The 18,646-nt window shown below is 65.1% G+C and carries 15 protein-coding genes; 6 read left to right on the forward strand and 9 right to left on the reverse strand.

Going from position 1 to position 18,646, the window contains the following annotated elements; genetic code table 11:
• Window positions 1–116: 116 nt before the first annotated feature.
• From HALRU_RS05580 to HALRU_RS05600, 5 genes are all read right to left on the reverse strand, one after another.
• Window positions 117–1,046, reverse strand: a complete 930-nt coding sequence (locus HALRU_RS05580; RefSeq protein WP_015300426.1) for a sulfide-dependent adenosine diphosphate thiazole synthase — start codon at window positions 1,044–1,046, stop codon at window positions 117–119.
• Window positions 1,047–1,188: 142 nt separating this feature from the next.
• On the reverse strand, window positions 1,189–2,610 hold the full coding sequence (hflX, locus tag HALRU_RS05585) for a GTPase HflX (RefSeq protein ID WP_015300427.1): 1,422 nt from the start codon (window positions 2,608–2,610) through the stop codon (window positions 1,189–1,191).
• 317 nt (window positions 2,611–2,927) lie between these two features.
• Window positions 2,928–3,716, reverse strand: a complete 789-nt coding sequence (locus tag HALRU_RS05590; RefSeq protein WP_015300428.1) for a 4-phosphopantoate--beta-alanine ligase — start codon at window positions 3,714–3,716, stop codon at window positions 2,928–2,930.
• 91 nt (window positions 3,717–3,807) lie between these two features.
• Window positions 3,808–6,606 carry a YegP family protein gene (locus HALRU_RS05595; protein WP_015300429.1) on the reverse strand — a complete coding sequence of 933 codons (2,799 nt, stop codon included), beginning with the start codon at window positions 6,604–6,606 and terminating at the stop codon, window positions 3,808–3,810.
• A 281-nt stretch (window positions 6,607–6,887) separates the two neighbouring features.
• A complete protein-coding gene (locus HALRU_RS05600) occupies window positions 6,888–7,715 on the reverse strand; it encodes a pantoate kinase (protein WP_015300430.1) in 828 nt (275 codons plus the stop codon).
• Window positions 7,716–8,031: 316 nt separating this feature from the next.
• On the opposite strand from HALRU_RS05600, the gene HALRU_RS05605 reads away from it, so the two are divergent.
• On the forward strand, window positions 8,032–10,320 hold the full coding sequence (locus HALRU_RS05605; protein WP_015300431.1) for a methyl-accepting chemotaxis protein: 2,289 nt from the start codon (window positions 8,032–8,034) through the stop codon (window positions 10,318–10,320).
• Between the two features lie 529 nt (window positions 10,321–10,849).
• Here the strand turns inward: HALRU_RS05605 and aspS are convergent.
• The 4 genes from aspS to dcd form a co-directional block, all read right to left on the reverse strand.
• A complete protein-coding gene (gene aspS, locus HALRU_RS05610) occupies window positions 10,850–12,154 on the reverse strand; it encodes an aspartate--tRNA(Asn) ligase (protein ID WP_015300432.1) in 1,305 nt (434 codons plus the stop codon).
• Window positions 12,155–12,246: 92 nt separating this feature from the next.
• Window positions 12,247–13,020, reverse strand: coding sequence for a class I SAM-dependent methyltransferase (locus HALRU_RS05615; RefSeq protein ID WP_015300433.1), 774 nt, complete (start codon window positions 13,018–13,020; stop codon window positions 12,247–12,249).
• 55 nt (window positions 13,021–13,075) lie between these two features.
• Window positions 13,076–13,984 carry a thiamine-phosphate synthase family protein gene (locus HALRU_RS05620; RefSeq protein WP_015300434.1) on the reverse strand — a complete coding sequence of 303 codons (909 nt, stop codon included), beginning with the start codon at window positions 13,982–13,984 and terminating at the stop codon, window positions 13,076–13,078.
• A gap of 48 nt (window positions 13,985–14,032) precedes the next feature.
• A complete protein-coding gene (dcd, locus tag HALRU_RS05625; RefSeq protein WP_015300435.1) occupies window positions 14,033–14,632 on the reverse strand; it encodes a dCTP deaminase in 600 nt (199 codons plus the stop codon).
• Window positions 14,633–14,774: 142 nt separating this feature from the next.
• Here dcd and pth2 point away from each other — a divergent pair, with 142 nt between their 5' ends.
• The 5 genes from pth2 (at window position 14,775) to HALRU_RS05650 (ending at window position 18,646) form a co-directional block, all read left to right on the forward strand.
• Window positions 14,775–15,113 carry a peptidyl-tRNA hydrolase Pth2 gene (gene pth2 / locus HALRU_RS05630; protein WP_015300436.1) on the forward strand — a complete coding sequence of 113 codons (339 nt, stop codon included), beginning with the start codon at window positions 14,775–14,777 and terminating at the stop codon, window positions 15,111–15,113.
• A 114-nt stretch (window positions 15,114–15,227) separates the two neighbouring features.
• A complete protein-coding gene (locus HALRU_RS05635) occupies window positions 15,228–15,878 on the forward strand; it encodes an alpha/beta hydrolase (protein WP_015300437.1) in 651 nt (216 codons plus the stop codon).
• Window positions 15,879–15,977: 99 nt separating this feature from the next.
• Complete coding sequence (truD, locus tag HALRU_RS05640; protein WP_015300438.1) at window positions 15,978–17,348, forward strand: tRNA pseudouridine(13) synthase TruD; 1,371 nt, start codon at window positions 15,978–15,980, stop codon at window positions 17,346–17,348.
• A gap of 120 nt (window positions 17,349–17,468) precedes the next feature.
• Complete coding sequence (locus tag HALRU_RS05645) at window positions 17,469–18,191, forward strand: DUF2103 domain-containing protein (protein WP_015300439.1); 723 nt, start codon at window positions 17,469–17,471, stop codon at window positions 18,189–18,191.
• 176 nt (window positions 18,192–18,367) lie between these two features.
• Window positions 18,368–18,646 carry a 50S ribosomal protein L37ae gene (locus HALRU_RS05650; RefSeq protein ID WP_015300440.1) on the forward strand — a complete coding sequence of 93 codons (279 nt, stop codon included), beginning with the start codon at window positions 18,368–18,370 and terminating at the stop codon, window positions 18,644–18,646.

The following is an 18,646-nucleotide window of genomic DNA, read 5'->3' on the forward strand; positions in this document are numbered from 1 at the left end:
TACTGACTCGCAGACATCCGTTTTTGGGTCGATTCGGACGTGGGACGACGGCGACCCTCGTCGGTTCGCTTCGCTTCGATAGCTCTCGAAAAACCAGTCGTTTGCGTCTCGCTCCGTCAGTCGTCGGCGGGCGTCGCGCGGCTAGTGATGTCGACGGGGTCGGCGTCGACGCCGAGTTCGTCGAGGGCTTCCTGGGCGGCGCGTTTGCCGGAGACGAGCATGGCGCCGAACGTCGGCCCCATCCGTGGGAGGCCGTAGGTCGTCGCGACGGCCATGCCGGTGGCGATCAGGCCGTCGTGGACGAGGCCGGTGTGTTCGACGACGGCGTCCTCGCTCTTGCCGACCCACATCGAGTCGTGTCCGGGCGAGTCGTGACCGGGGGCACCGTAGGACTCGGAGCCAGTCTGGTCCATGACCTGGCCGCGGTCTCGTGCATCTTGCACGCCAGGGGCGTCGAGGACACCACGTTCGTCGAGTTTCGTGATGGCCATCGCGTCGTGGCCCGTCGCGTCGATGACCAGATCGGCTTCGACGGCGATTGGGTCGACGCAGGTGATCTCGCGCGGGAGTGCGTGGACGGGCGTCCAGTTCATGACGATCCCGCCGACGCGGTGGTCCTCGCGGATGACGATGTCGGTGAACTCCGTCATGTTCTGCATCTTCGCGCCCGCGTCACAGGCGGCCTTGATGAGGCCGGAACACGCCTCGGGCCCGTTGGCGACGTAGAGGTCCTTGCTGTCCTGGGACTCCTTGTGGTCGACGTCGAGCTCGGTGAGGATTCGCTGGGCGGGGTCACGAACGGTGACCTTGTTCATGAGGAAGCCGCCGAGCCAGAAGCCACCGCCGAGGTAGTTGTTCTTCTCGACGACCATCGTCTTCACGCCACGTTCCGACAGCTCCTTCGCGGCCATCAGTCCCGACGGCCCGCCGCCGATGATGATCACGTCCGAGTCCGAGAAGTCCATGAACTCCTCGGTCCACTCCTGCCCGATTGCGCGTGTTACGTCCGCCTCGCCAACGTCACTGAACTGTTCGAAGTCGCTCATACAACTCGGTGTTATTCGTTGGTGGTGAAAAAGGTGTCGTGACGACGATTCCTCGCTTTCCGGGACCGATCGGCCAATACAGGGCCTCTACGTGGAATCGACCCACCATCGTCTCGGCCAGTCAAACCGGCCTCTGCCGCAGTCACTCCTCCGCGGTGGCAGCGATCGCCTCGGCGCGAGCGAGCGCTTTCGCGATCACCGATGGTCGCCCGTCGACCGTTATCACGACCGTCTTGCCCGTGTACTCGACGGAGTCGACTGTCACGTGGTCGTACAGCCACGACAGCAGGCTCATCGCTTCGTCCCCGTTCGGCAGGGTGATCGTCTCGCGACGGGACGGGAGCCGGGCAGCAATCGCGTCCACCAGTCGATCGAAATTCGTCCCCTCGCTGGCGCTCATCGTGACGACGGAATCGGCGCGTTCGGCGGCGATCCGGCGACGGCGCTCCACGTCGGCCGACGATTGGCAGTCGATCTTGTTCACGGTCACCACGACGTCGTCACGGGCCACGTCCTGTTCGTCGAGGACCGACAGCGAGACGTCGAGTTTCGCTTCGAACTCCCCGACTGGATCGGCCCCATCTGCGACGAGCACGACGACGTCGGCGCTCGCCGCCTCGGAGAGCGTCTCACTGAACGACTGGACGAGCCAGTGTGGCAGGTCCTGGACGAACCCGACCGTATCGGTGACCAGCGTCGGTCTCTCGTCGAGCGTCGCGCGGCGAGTCGTCGTTTCGAGGGTCTTGAACAGCCGATCCTCGATCTCGGCGACGCCCGTCTCGTCAGGGTGCGCCGGCGATGCGTCCGTCACCGACAGGTCGTCAGCCAGTCGGTGCAGCAGCGTCGATTTCCCCGCGTTCGTATAGCCTGCGAGCGTCACGAGGTCGAATCCCTCCTGCCGTCGACGCTCGCGAAACTGTTCGGCCGGGGTGGGCAACTCCTCGAGTTTCCGTTCGAGCCGATCGATGCGGTCTCGAACGTCGTAGTACGGCGTTCCCCGCTCGGTTCGGCGATTCAGGAGTCCCTCGTCGGCCGCCTCCTTGATCCGCGGCAGGTCGTAGCGCAGCCGAGCGAGTTCGACCTGCAGTTGAGCTCGCCGGTGTCGTGCCTGTTCGGCGAAGATGGCGAGGATCAATCGGTATCGGTCGAACACGCGGGTTTCGTCCGGCATGCGTGCTGCCAGTGTCGTCGTCTGTGTGGGCGTCAACTCGCCGTCGACGACGAGGGCCATGGCCTCAGTCACCTCCGCGCGACGAGCGATCTCGGCTACCTTCCCGTCGCCGAGGTTCGTCCCGGGATCGCGCGGCCGGACCTGCGTGAATTCGTCGACGACCCTGTATCCGGCTGCCTCGGTCAACTGGCGGATTTCCGTCGTCTCGACGGGCGCCTGGTTGCCCCTGGCGGCCACGATCGCCGTCCCCTTCTTGGCGATTGAGCCAGAGTCGTCCCTGTTCGTCGTCTCTTCTCCCGTGGCGCTGCCCGAGGTGGCCGCTTCGTCCGTCTGGCTCCCCGTCGTGGGTTCTTCACTCGTCGATGCCGTCTGCCGATCTGCGTTCCGTTGCATGTGTCTGTCGGAGTCTCGTCGTTCGTCGTCCGGTACGGGCCGCGAGCGAGTGCTGCGGCTCGGGGGTTCGGTGAGAGAATCGAGCCTCCTCACCCGTCGGCGTTGGTGTCGAGTACCGGTCTCGCTGCGTGGACTATCGGCTAGCTGACGCGAGCGTCACGATATCGACTCCTAGGCCGACCGGAGGCGTCGATTCCGACTCAGGGAAGAAGTGAGGTCTCCATCGTCCTCTCTCGAAACTGTCGAGTACCAGTGATAAAAGGGTTCGGGTGAGGGGTGTAGGTATCGGCCGATTCTGGCCGGCTTACGTGATCAGTTCACTCGCCGGCGAGGTCGCCAGAGCGAATCCGATCTTCCGCCGCTGCCAGCGCCTCCGCTCGATCGAACGAGTCGACGATCTCGCGCAGCGTCGCGTCGTCCGCATCGGCGAGCGCCCGGGCGTGCTCGGTCGTGTTCGGAAATGCTCGAATGATGTTGTCCACGATCGGGATCGCCGCGACCTGTGGGGAGCGAGACAGCGGGTTGAGGTCGACGACGATTTCCGTTTTCCCCATCTCCGAGAGCGCTTCTGCGCGATCGCCGTCCTCTAGTGGGACGACGACGACGTCTGCCTCGTAGATTCCCTCGGCGTCGACCTTGCTCCGTTCGTGGTCGAGCTCCGGAATGCGCGCGTCGGCGTCGAGACCCAGGACGTCCTCGGCACCGTGGTCGCGGAGGTGATCGGCGATGCGCTCCATTCGTTCGGGTGTCCGATTGAACAGGTTGATCTCGATCGCCGCGTTCACGGTCGACGCCAGGTCGACGACCTCGCCAGGGACGAGCGCGGCGACGTTGCCGTTGACGGAGATGACGGGGTGGTCGGCCAGCAGTAACTGCGCCGCCGCGGCTCGTTCGGCGTCGTCGGCACTCGGAATCGTCTCCTCGCCGAGGAGGTAATCGAACGCGCTGCCACGACCCTCGGCGTGCATTCCCTGCAGGTGTGTGATACCCTTCTCGACGCCCGCTTCGATCCGATGGCGGGTGAGCAGGTCCTGATACCGGGGGTGGTCCGTCGGTATTTCGGTCTCGTCGTCGACGGCCGACGGGACGCTCTCGTACTCGGTCACGGCTACACTGAGCGACCGGACAGCAAAAAATACCCCGTTTGTTAGTTGGCGGTTCTCGTCGCGCTGCTGGGTCGAGCGGTGCGGTGTGACCCTACTCGGTGAACTCGATCCAGCCGTCCGGGGCGTGGACCTTGACGTTGGTCATCGCATCTCGGGCTTCGGTCCGGCTCTCGTAGGTCTTCGTGCTCTCGGACATCGGTTCGCCGTGCTCGTCGACCAGTTGCCAGATCCAGCCGTCGTCGTCGTAGTGCAACTCGAACGAGACGCCGTCGATCTCCAGGATACTCGCCTTGGGGATCACGTCCCGGATCTGTTCCACCGACGTCTCGGCCCCGTCCATCGTCTCGAAGGACTCGATGCACTTCGCGACGACCTGGCCGTCTTCGTCGATGAGTCGCCAGCTCCAGCCCTCCTCGTCGGAGATGAATTCGTAGGAGGCGACGTCGAAGTCGACCTGGCCTGCGGCCGGTGCGAGCCGACGGATCTCGTCGACCACGTCCCTCGCGTCCGACTCGTCGTCGACCGTCGTTCCGGAAGTCGCGAGCACGTCTCGATCCTGGTCGACGAGGTCCCACGTCCAGCCGTCGCCGTTGGTGAGCCTGATGAGGGCGGTTTCGACGTGGAAGATCGGCGCGTCGGGGGCCTTCGAAACCAGTTCGTGGATCGCCGTCTCGACTGCCTGGCGCGAATCGTAGGTGACCTGGGAGGACGCGATGAGCTCTCGATCCCGGTCGAGGAGACGCCAGTGCCAGGAGCCAGACCCGGCGAGCTGGACGAACAGTTCACCGATTCGGGAGCGGTCGGCGTTCGAGGCGACGTCGCGAATCCGGTCGATCCCTTCGACGATCTCGTCCTGTGTCGGGGCCGACTCTTCGCTCTCGGCCACCACGGTTCCGTCCGGCATGACGAAGCGCCAGAACCACTCGTCCTCGTCGACGTAGGTCTGGAACGCGGCGTGTTCCATCGTCTGGCTCGCCGTGTCGATGTTCTCGACGAGCTGATCCATCGCCTGCTTCGCTGCCTGCCGGTTGGGGTGGGAGTTCGGATCCTCGGCGATGAGTTTCCCACCGTCGTCGATGAGCCGCCAGCCCCACTCGCCGTCGTCGACGAACAGCTCGAACGCTGCCCTCTCGATCTCGAGCAGTTCCGCGTCGGGGGCCTGCTCTTTGAGCGTCATCATCGCTTCTGCGGCCTCGCCCTTCGAGCCGTGCTCGGCGCCGCTGTCGGCGAGGACGTTGCCGTCCTCGTCGATGAGTCGCCAGCGCCACTCCCCCGTGTCGGCTTCGTAGACCTGGAACGCGGAGTTCTCGAACTCGATGAGCTCCGCTTCGCTCGCCTGATTCTGCATCCGCTCGATGGCGTCGGCGGCGTCCTCCGCGCTGTCGTGAGGCTCGGTGCTCGCGGCGACGATGTTTCGGTCCTCGTCGACCAGCCGCCAGCGCCAGTGCCCGTCGGTCTTGTAGCGTTCGTAGAGCGCGCCGTCGATCTCGAAGACGTCCGCATCTTCGACGTTGTTCGCGAACAGGTCGGTCGTGCGCGCCATCTCGTCGTAGCCTGGCGCACTGTTCGGGTTCCGGGCGACGATCTGTTCGTCGTACCCGACCAGCCGCCAGCGCCACTCCTCACCGGAGCTGTAGAGTTCGTAGGTCGGCTCGCCGGAGACCGTGACGGCCATCTCGCCAAACGATTCGAGGAGGGCCTCGACGGCTTCCTCGGCGTCGCGTCGCGTCTCGTAGGCGCGCTCCGACCGGCCGATCTCTTCGTCGTCGGTACCGACGAAGCGCCAGTACCAGCCACCGTCCTCGTCGATGAGTTCGATGGCGACGTGCTCCATCGCGAGCAGGCGCGCGTTCTCGAAGTGGTCGACGAACGCAGACGATCCGGCCTTCGCGTCGGCCTTGCTCGTGTAACCCGTCGGGGAGACGGCCAGCGGTTCACGGTTCCCGTCGAGCAGTTGCCAGTGCCACCGATCGCGACTCTCGTAGTAGTTGAACGCGGCGTCGTCGATCTCGATGACGCCGGCGACCGGGCCGCGGTCCTTGAGGAAGCTGACCGATTCCTCGGCCCCGTCGCGCGTCTCGAACTGATCGCCACACCGGGCGACGACGCTGCCGTCGTCGCGCACGAGTGTCCACTCCCACTGCCCATCACGTGTTTCGTAGAGCCTGAACGCGGATGTCGTCAGTTCCATCAGGCCCGCGGAGCCGATCTGGGACTTGACCTCCTCGATGTCCGCTTGCGCATCAGGTCGTGTCAGTGCACTCTCCTGACTCGCGGCGAGTGCCTCCAGGTGGAGGACGTGCCAGGACCAGTCGTCGTTCTCGTCACGGAAGACGGCGAACTGCGCACCCTCCATCGCATCGCCCGTCAGTACCGGTGGGTCTTCCGTGGCACCCTCCTCAGAGACGTATTTCCCCTTTCGGCCAGTGATGACGGGGACGAGTGCGGTCACACCGGCGATGATTCCAAGCCCGACGGCGTACAGCCCGAGTACCTGCAGCGTGTAGTCGGGTCCGTCGCCGAGTCCACGCCAGTGGTCGGGATAGGCGATGCCGAACGTCGCGGTCCCGACGAGCGCGATGACGAGTCCAACGGCGCTCGCCTGGATCGCCCGCTTTCGGACCGGCAGCATGAGTACGAGTCCGAACAGGCCCAGAATGGCCCCGAACGAACCGACGATTCCGACGACCCTGTTGACCAGGAACTCCGCGTCCGAGCGCGGTTCGGTCGCGCCGAAGTTCACGATGTAGAGGACAACGGCGATGCCACCCAGAATGAAGCCTGCAACGAATAGCCAGTAGCCGTACGCGTCTTTTACTGATTCCGGTTCCCCCACGTAATGTTCGTACAATCGAAGTAATTTATCGCTGAAATTCCGTATCGAAGACATGGGATTCGAACGGATAACTCAAACGGAGCATAATAAAGCATCGGCTAGGTGTAGAATGGTGGACAGAATGTCCCGGTGGGTGACACCCGTTCAAGCAAAGCTATCCGTGTTGTTCGGCCCGGTCCGCGCAATGATCTGAAGATATCCGACGAATTGATCTACTTCGCTAAATCATCTCTCGCTGATCCGACACCAGCTGGGTGCTGCCCTGGTCGGCGGCGGTCCCACAATTCGTGATCGATCTGTCGGCCTTGTGGGTATTCTCGGTTAGCGTGGGCCGATCACTCGAGCGTCGCGCCGGCTGGGTGGGTGACGCACCACTCCGGATCGTATCCCGCGTCGCTGAGTCCAGTACCGAGTGCGAAGACCGTCTCGCCGAGCATCGCCATCGACGCCTGCCCACCCGCTTCGCTGACTGCCCTGATCGCTTCGGTTACCGTCGGCGTCAACAGGTCGGTCTCCCGGGCGAACTCCCGGGAGGCGTAGATGAAGGATCCGAGTGTCGGTTCCGAGACGACGCGTGACAGGGCGGTCTGGCCGGCCTGCGTGATGTGATCTGTCTCTCCGGTGAGCACGTCCGCCGTCGACAGTTCGCCGAACGAGACGTATTCGACTCGGGCGCGATCGGGAATCCCATCGAGGGTGCCGTGTGGGGGGCTGCCAGGTTCGAGGCGGATCGGGATCCCCCCGCGGGCCTGTGCGACGACGTCCCCGAGGCCGGTTCCAGACTGCACTTCGGCCCCGTGTGCGATCGTCACGAGTTCGTTCGTCGAGAGGCCGCGCTCGAAGACTCGGTTCGCAGCGAGCGCTGCACCGAGTGAAAGCCCGCCGGACACCCCGAACCCTGCTCCGAGTGGGACTGCCGCGGTCGCTTCGACTGTGGCGGTGACCTCGAGTGCATCGAGCACTCGCTCGACGGGTGCCATTTCGACCGCCTCATCGTTCAGTACGATCGAGGTCGCATCGTCCGGCCGGACGGTTACCGAAACGCCGTCCGACAGTGTGAGTCCGGCGCCGCGAGACCCGGCTTTGGTCGGGTCGGGATCCGGCTGTGTCGTGAAAAATCCCGTAATGTGTCCCGGAACGAATGCGGATACCGCTTCACCCATTGGCGAACCCTTCGCGTGAACGGGGATAAGGGTGAAGATTCTCATTTTGAACCCGGTCTGGCTAGTCGACCACTCGCTGCGTCGGCACGTTGGGTGCGCTTCGGCCACTCTTGCGCCCCATCCCTCCGTGTCCGTCGTCTCGTCGTGCGGAATCTGGTCGGCCCGACTGTCCGCGATCGGTATTGGGGCTGCTCGATGCCTTATCTCTCGCAATTCTGAGGGTTCTAACCGGGGCGGAAATCACCGCTTGTCAGCGTGGTGGCTGTTATTTCGATTACTATATCTGTGATGCGATGAATAACAGGATAGCATAGGTATGGCGGGATTCAATCCGATAACAGGGGTACGTCGACGATACGCGGTGAAGCTGGTGCTGTTACTGCTGGCGGTGGCAGTCCTCGTGGGTGGATTTGGGGGATTGATTTACGCACAGACGGGCGCGACGCTACAGGACGACACCGAGGCAGATCTGGAACACGTCACCGAACTACAGGCGTCGTCGATCGAAGAGCGTCTCGCGGCGAACCAGCGCCAGACGGTGATGCTATCCCAGACCTCGGTCCTGCAGAGCGGTGAGCAGGCCCAGATCCAGCAGTTCATCGACGGCCAGGTCCGCACGATGGATGAGGCCGTTCTGGGAATCCACTACGTCGATGCGAGTGCTGGAACCATCGAAGCCAGCACGATCGATGGAGCGACCGGCTCGGCCGGGGACGTGTCGTGGATCACGGACGGCTACGGCGACGGCGAACCCGTGCTGGCAGGGCCGTACGAGGACCCGGACACGAACACCCACACCGGCGTCATCGTGATGGACGTCGACGAATCGCATCGGGTCGCCGTTCTCTTCGACATGGCGGCGATCTCGGCGGATATCTCGACCGGCAGCGATGTCGGTGCCTCCACGCTCGTCATCACCGAAAGCGAGAACAAGGTCGTCATTAGCGATACCGAGGACTCCCTCGGCAAGATCGATCCCCGATTCGAAGAGGTCTCGTTCGACGACGGCTCCGGGTACGCGGAACTCGACCTGAACGATGCCGACTCGACGGATGCGGCCGGCCAGGAGACCGTCGAATTCGATCAGACGGAGGGGACCATGGCGATCGGCTACTCGGTCATTCCGGGCACGGACTGGGTCGTCATGACGCACGAACCCAAATCACAGGCATTCGCACTCCGGTCTGATATCACGCAGTCGCTCGCAGGCCTCGTCGCGGTCGCCGTCCTCGGACTCGGGCTGATCGGCCTCGTCGTCGGCCGCAACACCAGCGGATCGCTTCGGACGCTCGCCTCGAAAGCCCGGGAGCTCGAATCGGGCAATCTGGAGACGGAACTCGAGTCCGATCGGATCGACGAGATCGGTCAGCTCTACGACGCGTTCGACAGCATGCGCCACTCGCTCGTCGACTCGATCGAACAGGCCGAGTCGGCACGCGAGCGAGCCGAGAATCGCGGTGAGGAACTCGCAGAACTGGCGACACACCTCCAGACGAAGGCCGAGTCGTTCCACGACGTCATGGAAGACGCGGCCGACGGCGACATGACGGCGCGGATGGACACGGCGAGCCAGCACGAAGCGATGGAGGCCATCGCCAGCGAGTACAACCAGATGATGGACGAGATCGCCGCGACGACGGACGAACTCAAACACTTCGCCGAGGAGGTGGCCGCCCACAGCCAGCAGGTCACGGCGAGTGCTCAGGAGGTCCAGACGGCCAGCAGCAAGGTGACTGACTCCGTCCAGGAGATCTCGACCAGCACGGACGAGCAGTACGAGACGTTCCAGACCGTCGCCACCGAGATGGACGACCTCGCGGCGACGACCGAGGAGATCGCGTCTCTCTCCGACGACGTGAGTCGGATCGCCGAGCAGACGGCCGAGGCCGGCGACCACGGTCAGTCCGCAGCCGAGTCGGCGATCGAGGCGATCGACGACATCGACGACGACGCGGCGAACGCGGTCGCGGAGATCGAACACCTCCAGGACCAGATCGACGAGATCGAGGAGATCACGGAGTTCATCCAGGAAGTGGCCAAGCAGACCAACATGCTGGCGCTGAACGCGAACATCGAGGCCTCGCGGAGCGGAGACGAGACCGACGAAGGGTTCTCCGCAGTCGCCGAGGAGGTCAAGGATCTGGCGCTCGACGTGCAGGACTCCGCCGAGGAGATCGACAGCCTCGTCCAGAAGATCCAGACGCAGGGATCGCGAACCGCATCGGAGGTCCGAGAGACGCGGGACGCGGTCGCTCGCAATGCCGATGCGGTCTCCGAGGCCGTGGAGGCGCTGGACGACATCGCCGAGTACGCGGCGGAGACCCACGACGGGACCGAGGAGATCAGCGCTGCCAGCCAGCAACAGGCCAGCTCGATCCAGGACGTCGTCTCACTGGTGGCCGAAGCCGAGGCGGAGAGCGAACGGGTCAGTGCCGAGGCGAGTACGGCCGCCGCGGCTGCGGAGGAACAGACGACGGCCCTCTCCGAAGTGACCGAGAGCGCGTCCGACCTCGCACAGCGCTCCGGCACGCTCCAGGAGCGTCTCGACGAGTTCGACACGCCAGGGGACACTGCCACCCCGCAGCAGGTCGACGCCGACGACTGATCCCCGCAACTGCTGATCCCGCCTATTTTCGCGGCCGTCTCGACACGTAGAGTGACTATCGAACCCGCACTCTCCCAAACGACGCTGATCGTATCTCGACCGCGCTGCTCGTTGTGACGTGGATTGAACAGATTGTCGGGCGACGGGACACGGAGGCCAACTGCCAGACGCGTTCGACTCTCCCCCTCGTGGCGATGGCCCATCCCTCTACTCGACGTACGTTTGGGATCGAACGTCCCGCCGGACTGGACACTGACCCTGCTGGCCAAGAAAACGCGGGTCGACGACGGGCGGGCGTTCACCGCCTGCTCGCTCACTAATTGCTGACCGCACGGTTCGCATATCGAGGTCGCCTAGCGAACTCGCACCTTACGGACTCAGCCGTTGACGATCTCGCGGGAACAACGCGGGATCAAAGATCCCGCGAGCTCCCCCTCGACGGGCCGCGACCAGTCCTACGGACTGAGTCGCTGCCGGTCCTGCAAGTCCCTCACTTCGTTCGCGCCTTGCCGGCTCCCAGGTTTGTCGCCTAGGGCGACAAACGCTGGCGATCTCGCGGGAAGAGAACAGCTTCGCGAATGTTATCGAGGCCGAGCAGCGTCATGATGAGGCGCTCACCGCCGAGGCCGAAGCCGGCGTGGGGTGGCATGCCGTACTTGAACATCTTGGTGTAGTACTCGAACTGGTCGGGGTCGAGTCCCTGCTGTTCGAAGCCGGCGACGAGTTCGTCGTGGCGGTGTTCGCGCTGGCCACCGGAGACGAGTTCCATGCGCGGGTGCATGAGGTCGAAGCCGGTCGAGAGCTGTTCGTCCTCGTCGTGGTCCATGATGTAGAACGGCTTGATCTCGCTTGGCCAGTCGGTGATGAAGTAGTGGCCGCCGACGTCGTCGCCGAGGGCCTTCTCGCCCTCGGTGGGGAGGTCGTCGCCCCAGACGAGTTGCTCGTCGAGTTCGCCCGTCGCGTTGATGCGCTCGATGGCTTCTTCGTAGGACAGTCGCGGGAAGCCCTCGTCGGGTGCCTCGAACTCCTCGGCGAGGCCGAGCGTCTCGAGTTCGTCGGCGCAGTTTTCGGCGACGGCTTCGTAGGCGGCGACGACGACCTCTTCGGCGACGTCCATCGCGTCGGACTGGTCGCAGAAGGCGCCCTCGAAGTCGATCGAGGTCGCCTCGTTAAGATGCCGCGGCGTGTTGTGCTCTTCCGCGCGGAAGATCGGCCCAATCTCGAAGACGCGCTCGACGTTCGAGCCTGCGATCAGCTGCTTGAACAGCTGGGGCGACTGGTTCATGAACGCCTCCTCGCCGAAGTAGGTGATCGGGAACAGCTCCGTGCCACCCTCGGTGCCGGTGGCGACGATCTTCGGCGTCGTGATCTCCGTAGCGCGCAGGTCGCGGAAGCGCTCACGGACGGCCCGGAGAATCTCCGCGCGGATGGTGAAGACCGCCTGTACCTCGGGTTTCCGGAGATCGAGCGTCCGGTTGTCGAGTCGTGTCGAAAGCTCGGCGTCGACCTTTCCGGACGGATCGAGCGGGAGCTCCGGATCGGCGTCGGAGATGATCTCGACCGATTCGGGTGTCACTTCGACGCCCGTGGGAGCGCGTGGCTCCTCTTCGACGTCGCCGGTGACCGAGATGACGCTCTCGCGAGACACGCCGAGACCGGTCTCGACGAGGTCGTCGTCCATCTCGTCCTTCTCGAACTTGATCTGAATCTTCCCCGAGACGTCTCGGAGGATGATGAAGGCGATACCGCCGAGGTCACGAATCTCGTGCACCCAGCCGGCGACGGTCGCCGACTCGCCGGGCTCGGCGTCTGCCGTGTACGTTCGGTCCTGCATACCAGCCGATTACCCAAGCGGCGACTTAAACGCCGTTATTTGCACCGGCCACCGCTCCCGCAGTGACACTGTTCGCACGCATTCGAGGCGTTTCACCCGTCCGGCTCGCCGACGATCCCGCCCGTCAGGCGGACGAGCCCCATCGCGTGTCGCGAATCGACCGTGGCCCGCGATTCGTCGTGAAGCCGTTCGTGTGCGGCCGCGACGCGCGTTTCGAGCTGGGCGACGAGATCCACGTCGTACCTGAGCTGCGTCGTCGGTGGCGTGGAGCCGACGACGAACCCTCGAAAAGCGCGGTTGAGAACAGGACCGCTCCAGTGATCGGTCGTCGTCGCGTTTGCCAGCACGACGCGTCCGCCCGGCCCGACGAGGTCACACCACGTCGAGACGGCAGCGGCGGGGTCCGGAAGCATGCCGACGAGAAACGTCGCGACCACTGCGTCGATGTCTGGCCCCGCCGCATCGAGGGGCGGCTGGGCCGCATCCCCGTGTACGACGGAGACGTTTTCCAGATCCCTCGTTCGGTCCGCAGCCAGCGCGAGCACCTCGGGCGTGATGTCCACCCCGATCACTCTGCCCTCGTCGCCGACGCGTTCGCTGAGGTAGTCGAGGTTCGACCCGGTTCCACAGCCGAGTTCCACGACGGTATCGCCTGCCGAGAGGCCGCAGGCTGCGGCGACGGAACGCCGGACGTCTCGAACGCCGGGCAGCCAGGTCGCGAGCAGGTCGTACAGCCGTGCCCACCGACCGTAAAATTTCGTCGTGGCGTGTGATCCTGTGGTGGTCGGTCGGCTTCGCGCGGATGGATCTACCGCTGGAACACGCTCGGTCTGCCTATCGTGACCCTCGGAACCGGACCGGACCATCGACTCCCTCTACACTGGCTGGCTCCTTGAAATGCCCAGTCCGAACCGACTCGAGTTAGAGTCCGGTCGAGACGACCTGCCGGACGTCGTCCGCGACCGTCTCGGCGTCTGGACCGAGGACGTACGTGATTGGCTCGATCCCGTCACCGCCGGTCTGGTAGAGGACGGTCGCCTCCGGCGCACTCGCGATGGCAGCACCGACGCTCGATTGCAGTTCCTCGGTTTCGTCGAATTCGACGGCCGTGTGGCCGTCGGCCGTCAACGCGTCCAGAATGTCGGGGTCGTATCTGACGTTCAGGGCTGCGCTGGCGTCGCTTCCACGCTCCCTGGCGGCGAGCAGGATCGACGCGACGTGTTCGGAGACGCCGAACGCCGGATCGGCAGGTATCGTCGCTTGTCCTTTCACGTCGACGATTCGACCGGGAACGCCCGCGACGTCGTCGATCGTGCTCGCGTCCGGAGTACAGGCGACGAGGTTCGTACCGACCGCGGGGATGAGCGAGGCGAATCCGCTCGTGTTCTCGATGATGCGCAGCCCACGCCTGAGCGAGGACCGGACTCGTTCGGCGGTCCGCAGTTCGCTCGTCGGATCGTGGACGCGGAACGACGGGTGATCGGCGAGTTCGGGTTCCTCGTACTCGTGGAGCCGTGCGAGGACGTCGCCGCCGGCTTCGAGTTCACGGATGAGTACTTCGAGATCCACCAGCGCCTGGACGGACGTCACGGACCCGTCGGCGAGCCCGGTCGCGAGGTCGTCGACGTGCTCGCGGACGCGCTCGTCGTCGGCGATCTCGTCGTTGATCGTCACCTCGCCGTGGGCGTACTTCGAGACCGCGCTCTGACTGATGCCGAGGACCGACGCGACCTCGCGCTGGGTGAACCCCCGCTCGCGCAACTCGGCGGCGAGCATCGACCTGACGGTCGGCAGAAACTCTTCGACGACGAGTTCCTCGACGAATTTCATCCCGTGTCAGTAGACGGCCCCGGGAAATAACTCTGGGGTTTACGCCGTTCAGTTCTCGGACCGCTGGTCGCCACCGAATTCGTGGTCGCCGCCGATCTTCGAGGCCTGCGGACCGGACTGATCCTGATACTTCGAACCACGGTCTGCGCCGTACGGCCGGTCGGCGGGCGAGGATAGTTCGGTGAATGTCAGCTGTGAGACGCGCATCCCCGGCGTCAGCGAGACGGGGGCGCTCCCGAGGTTCGAGAGTTCGAGGGTGATCTGACCACGATAGCCCGGATCGCATAGGCCTGCCGTGGCGTGGACGACGACGGCGAGCCGACCGAGCGAGGACCGGCCCTCGACGTGAGCGATCAGGTCCGCGGGGATCTCGACGCGCTCGTGAGTCGTCCCGAGGACGAAGTCGCCAGGATGGAGGATGAAATCGTCGCCTTCGTCGACGACCGTCTCGGTCACGTACTCGCCGACTTCCTGCTCGGAGTTGGGGTGGATGCAGGGGATGTTCGTCCGGCGAAACTCGAGGAACTCGTTGCCGAGCCGGAGATCGACGCTGGCCGGCTGAATTTGCAACTCGAGGTCGTCGAGCGGCTCGATAACGAGGTCGCCAGCTTCGAGCCGGTCGAGGATGTCCGTATCCGAGAGGATCATGCTCGGAGACTGGCGCGGTCGCTGTTAAATGGTGCGGATCGACGTGACCGTGGGAGCCAAACTGGCGTGGCCGGCAGGGGCGGTCGCGTTGCTCCCGTCGACGGATCGTGGCGCCTATACTGGCGGGCAGCGAGACTGAGCTATGAAGCAGGCGATCGTCGCTCGGACGGACATCGGAATGGGGACCGGAAAGCTGGCTGCACAGGTGGCGCACGCCTCGCTCTCGGCCTACGAGAAGGCCGGCTCGAGCCGGCGCCGGGAGTGGAAGTCGGGCGGCCAGAAGAAGGTCGTTCTGAAGGCCGCGAGCGAACGCGAACTCCACGAACTGTCCGAGATCGCCGATCGCGAGGGACTCCCCAACGCCATCGTCCGCGACGCCGGCCACACGCAACTGGAGCCCGGCACCGTCACGACGCTGGCCGTCGGCCCCGCGGCGGACGATGCGGTCGATCGGGTGACGGGAGAGCTGTCGCTCTTTTGAGTCGATCTGTCCGTCTCGCCGGGGTTGACAGCCTGGAACGTTCCGCCCGCTGGCATCGATCTACGGGATCGCCGCCACGCGAAGGGATTTGAGGCCAGCACTCGTTTGACGCCTATGACCGAGGATCCGCACGCAGAGACGGCCGTCGAGCGACGAGGGCCACCACTTTCGGATGCGGCGGCGGCAGTCCTGCTCGTCCACGGGCGGGGAGCGCGCGCCCGTGGAATGCTCGACTTCGCGTCCGAGATCGACCAGGAGGGCGTGGCGTACCTGGCGCCGCAGGCGGCACGTGGCACCTGGTATCCCCAGTCGTTCATGGCGCCGATCGACGCGAACGAACCGCACCTGACCTCGGCGCTCGACAAGCTCGACACCGTTCGATCGACCATCGAAGACGCCGGAATCGACGCCGAACGGACGATTCTGCTCGGGTTCTCCCAGGGTGCCTGTCTGGCGACGGAGTTCGGCGCGCGGACCGCCCGGTCCTACGGCGGCGTCGTGGCACTGAGCGGCGGGCTGATCGGCCCGGAGGGAACCACGTTCGAGTACGACGGCGACCTGTCCAGCACGCGAGCGTTCTTCGGCTGCGGCGATCAGGACCCACACATCCCCGTCGAACGGGTTCACGACACCACCGCTGCGTACGAGGACCTCGGTGCGACCGTGGACGAACGAATCTACGAGGGGATGGGCCACGGCGTCATCGAAGACGAGATGGACGCAGTCCGTGACCTCGTCGATGAGGTCGTCTCCCCCCGCTCGTGACTGACAGATCTGCCTTCGGGAACAGACGGCCTGCTTGGGACTGACCATCGGCCCGAGTCGAACGGGTTTAGCACCTCCACAGCGAACCGGAAGTCGTCAATGCGTCCCGCCCACCCGACCGAACGATCCGTCGGCATCGAGTACTACGTGAGCGACGGCGACGGCACCGGCGGTCGGCTCCGCGCACAGGACGACCACTTCCGCGTGCGTGAGCGCGAACAGTTCGCGACGGAACCGGTCGATGCCTCGCCGGACGCGTACCCGGAACTCGTCGTTCGGGTGACGCTCACCGGCTGGGACACGAACGACTTCGCCGCCGCCCTCTCGGATTCCGTGGGAATCAGCCGGGAGCGGGTCTCGTGGGCCGGGACGAAGGACAAACGGGCCGTCACAACGCAACTGTTCTCGATCCGTGACGTCGAGCCGGCCGACCTCCCGACCCTCTCGAACGCCGACATCGAGGTCGTCGGGCGGGCTGGCCGGTCGCTGACGTTCGGCGATCTCGCGGGAAACGAGTTCGAGATTGTCGTCTCCGATCCGGACGATCCCACCGCGGCGAACTCCGTTCGAGACGCGCTCGTCGACTTCGGAGGCGCCCAGTCGACGCCGGCTGACGCCGACTCCGTGCCGTCCGACTCGACGACCGTCGGCGTTCCGAACTTCTTCGGCCAGCAGCGATTCGGGAGTTATCGCCCGATAACGCACGAAGTCGGGCTCGCGATCCTCCGTGGCGACTGGGAGGGCGCCGTGATGGCCTATCTCGGCAATCCCCACGAGGCGGAACCGGCGTCGACGCGCGAGGCGCGGGAGTTCTTGCTCGAGACGCGCGACTGGGACGAAGCGCTCGATCGGTACCCTGGCCACCTTCGATACGAACGCTCGCTGCTGCACGTCCTCACCGAGTCCGACGGTGACCCGGACGAGACGACGTTCCGTGAGGCACTCGGTCGATTCCCGTCGAACCTCCAGCGACTGTTTGTCCACGCGGCCCAGTCCTACGCATTCAACCTGATGCTCAGCGAACGGCTGGATCGAGGACTGCCGTTCGACCGACCCGTGGCGGGCGACGTCGTCTGTTTCACCGATACCGACGCACCGGATGGACTCGTCGTCCCGGATCCCGATCGCACGCAGCGCGTCACCGATCGCCGGGTCGATTCGGTGACCAGACACTGCGACCGCGGCCGCGCGTTCGTCACGGCCCCACTCGTCGGGACCGACACCGACTTGGCCGACGGGGAACAGGGCGAGATCGAACGCGCCGTCCTCCAGGAATTATCCCTGGAACCCGACGATTTCGACCTGCCCGATCCGTACCGGTCGTCGGGGACGCGTCGTGCGATCCTCGTCCGGACCGACCTCTCGATTCGATCGGAGCCGCTCACGCTCTCCTTTGCTCTCCCCAGCGGGGCGTACGCCACCGTCGTGCTTCGGGAATTCCTGAAGACCGACCCGGTCTCGCTCGGCTGAGGGAGCGATCGAGCGGCGATGGTGACTCGACCAGGCGTGATGACTGAGCTGCGGTGATGGGTCCTCACCTCCCGCGACCGGAAGCGCGGGCGTTTTGGGCGCCGAGTTGGTAGCCGAGGTATGCAGTGCCGTCAGTGTGGCTCGGCGCTCGAGAAACCGGGCGACTACTGTCTGGTCTGTCGCGAGGAGAACACCGACGCGGTGGTCCTCGAGTGCGACCGCGACCGGGCGACGCTGACGCTTCTCCGTGGGGAGACCGTCCTCGGCGAGACGACCGTCACCACGACACCCGAGGACGGCGAGCACGAGCGCGCCGAACTGCGAAACTACGCCGGCCGCCTGGCGGACGAGATCCGGCGCAAACGCCCGGAAGCCGTCTACGCGACGGGTGATCGAACCGTGATTCGGTCGGTCCGGAGTCACCTCCACCACGACTTCTATCGGATCGACGATCCGGATCCAGTCGAGTACGTCAGAACCCACCGCGGCGAGCAGACGCTCGCGGTCGTCGAGACGCCGCCGTCCGAGAAACTCGGCGGCAGTCACTCGACGCTCATCGGTGGACGAACGGGACGGGCGGTGATCCAGACCGTCGCCCGCCATCCACACGTCAAGAAACTCATTCCGGGACCGATCGACGCCGGCGGGACAGGGTCCCGATCGGGACTCCGAGCGAAGGTCACCCGCGCCGGCGACGACGGCAACGTCCGCCTGCTCCTGCGCGATGGATCGAGCGTCCAGGAAAACCGGGTGGTGACGACCGCCTGGAATCGCGAGACGGGCGAACGCGTCCGTGACGATCTGAACGACGTGCTGGTCGAAGAGGGATACGACGACGGCTGAGGTCGTCTTTCGTCGGTGTGTGTGTGTGTGTGTGTGTGTGTGTGTGTTGCTACCGGCTCCGTTTGGTGGGTGGGTGCACCGATACGGTGCTAACCGAGTGGACGACTGTGAGGCGGAGCGGGGGACGGGTCGGACTCAACAGGTTTATTGCTGGGCTAGGGCTAGAGTCGGGCACTATGGCCGAGAACACCAAAGGGACTGTCGGCAGTGCTGGCCGCTTCGGCGCTCGATACGGCCGCGTCGCCCGCCGACGCATCGCAGACATCGAGTCGGACATGGAGCACGCGACGGTCGACGGCGACGACGTCAAGCGCGTCGGGACCGGCATCTGGAAGAACGAAGAGACCGGCGAGACGTTCACCGGCGGTGCCTACCGCCCGGAGACGCCGGCCGGCAAGACCGTCACCCGATCGATCCGCGCGGCACTCGCAACCGACGGCGACGACGAGGAGTAA

It is taken from the genome of Halovivax ruber XH-70, assembly GCF_000328525.1.
Taxonomy (GTDB): domain Archaea; phylum Halobacteriota; class Halobacteria; order Halobacteriales; family Natrialbaceae; genus Halovivax; species Halovivax ruber.

Excerpts from the sequence above, each read along its gene's own strand:
- HALRU_RS05580 (WP_015300426.1), bottom strand. The coding sequence starts at position 1,046 with ATGAGCGACTTCGAACAGTTCAGTGACGTTGGCGAGGCGGACGTAACA.
- hflX (WP_015300427.1), bottom strand. The coding sequence starts at position 2,610 with ATGCAACGGAACGCAGATCGGCAGACGGCATCGACGAGTGAAGAACCC.
- HALRU_RS05595 (WP_015300429.1), bottom strand. The coding sequence starts at position 6,606 with ATGTCTTCGATACGGAATTTCAGCGATAAATTACTTCGATTGTACGAA.
- HALRU_RS05600 (WP_015300430.1), bottom strand. The coding sequence starts at position 7,715 with ATGGGTGAAGCGGTATCCGCATTCGTTCCGGGACACATTACGGGATTT.
- HALRU_RS05605 (WP_015300431.1), top strand. The coding sequence starts at position 8,032 with ATGGCGGGATTCAATCCGATAACAGGGGTACGTCGACGATACGCGGTG.
- aspS (WP_015300432.1), bottom strand. The coding sequence starts at position 12,154 with ATGCAGGACCGAACGTACACGGCAGACGCCGAGCCCGGCGAGTCGGCG.
- HALRU_RS05615 (WP_015300433.1), bottom strand. The coding sequence starts at position 13,020 with ATGGTCCGGTCCGGTTCCGAGGGTCACGATAGGCAGACCGAGCGTGTT.
- HALRU_RS05620 (WP_015300434.1), bottom strand. The coding sequence starts at position 13,984 with ATGAAATTCGTCGAGGAACTCGTCGTCGAAGAGTTTCTGCCGACCGTC.
- dcd (WP_015300435.1), bottom strand. The coding sequence starts at position 14,632 with ATGATCCTCTCGGATACGGACATCCTCGACCGGCTCGAAGCTGGCGAC.
- pth2 (WP_015300436.1), top strand. The coding sequence starts at position 14,775 with ATGAAGCAGGCGATCGTCGCTCGGACGGACATCGGAATGGGGACCGGA.
- HALRU_RS05635 (WP_015300437.1), top strand. The coding sequence starts at position 15,228 with ATGACCGAGGATCCGCACGCAGAGACGGCCGTCGAGCGACGAGGGCCA.
- truD (WP_015300438.1), top strand. The coding sequence starts at position 15,978 with ATGCGTCCCGCCCACCCGACCGAACGATCCGTCGGCATCGAGTACTAC.
- HALRU_RS05645 (WP_015300439.1), top strand. The coding sequence starts at position 17,469 with ATGCAGTGCCGTCAGTGTGGCTCGGCGCTCGAGAAACCGGGCGACTAC.
- HALRU_RS05650 (WP_015300440.1), top strand. The coding sequence starts at position 18,368 with ATGGCCGAGAACACCAAAGGGACTGTCGGCAGTGCTGGCCGCTTCGGC.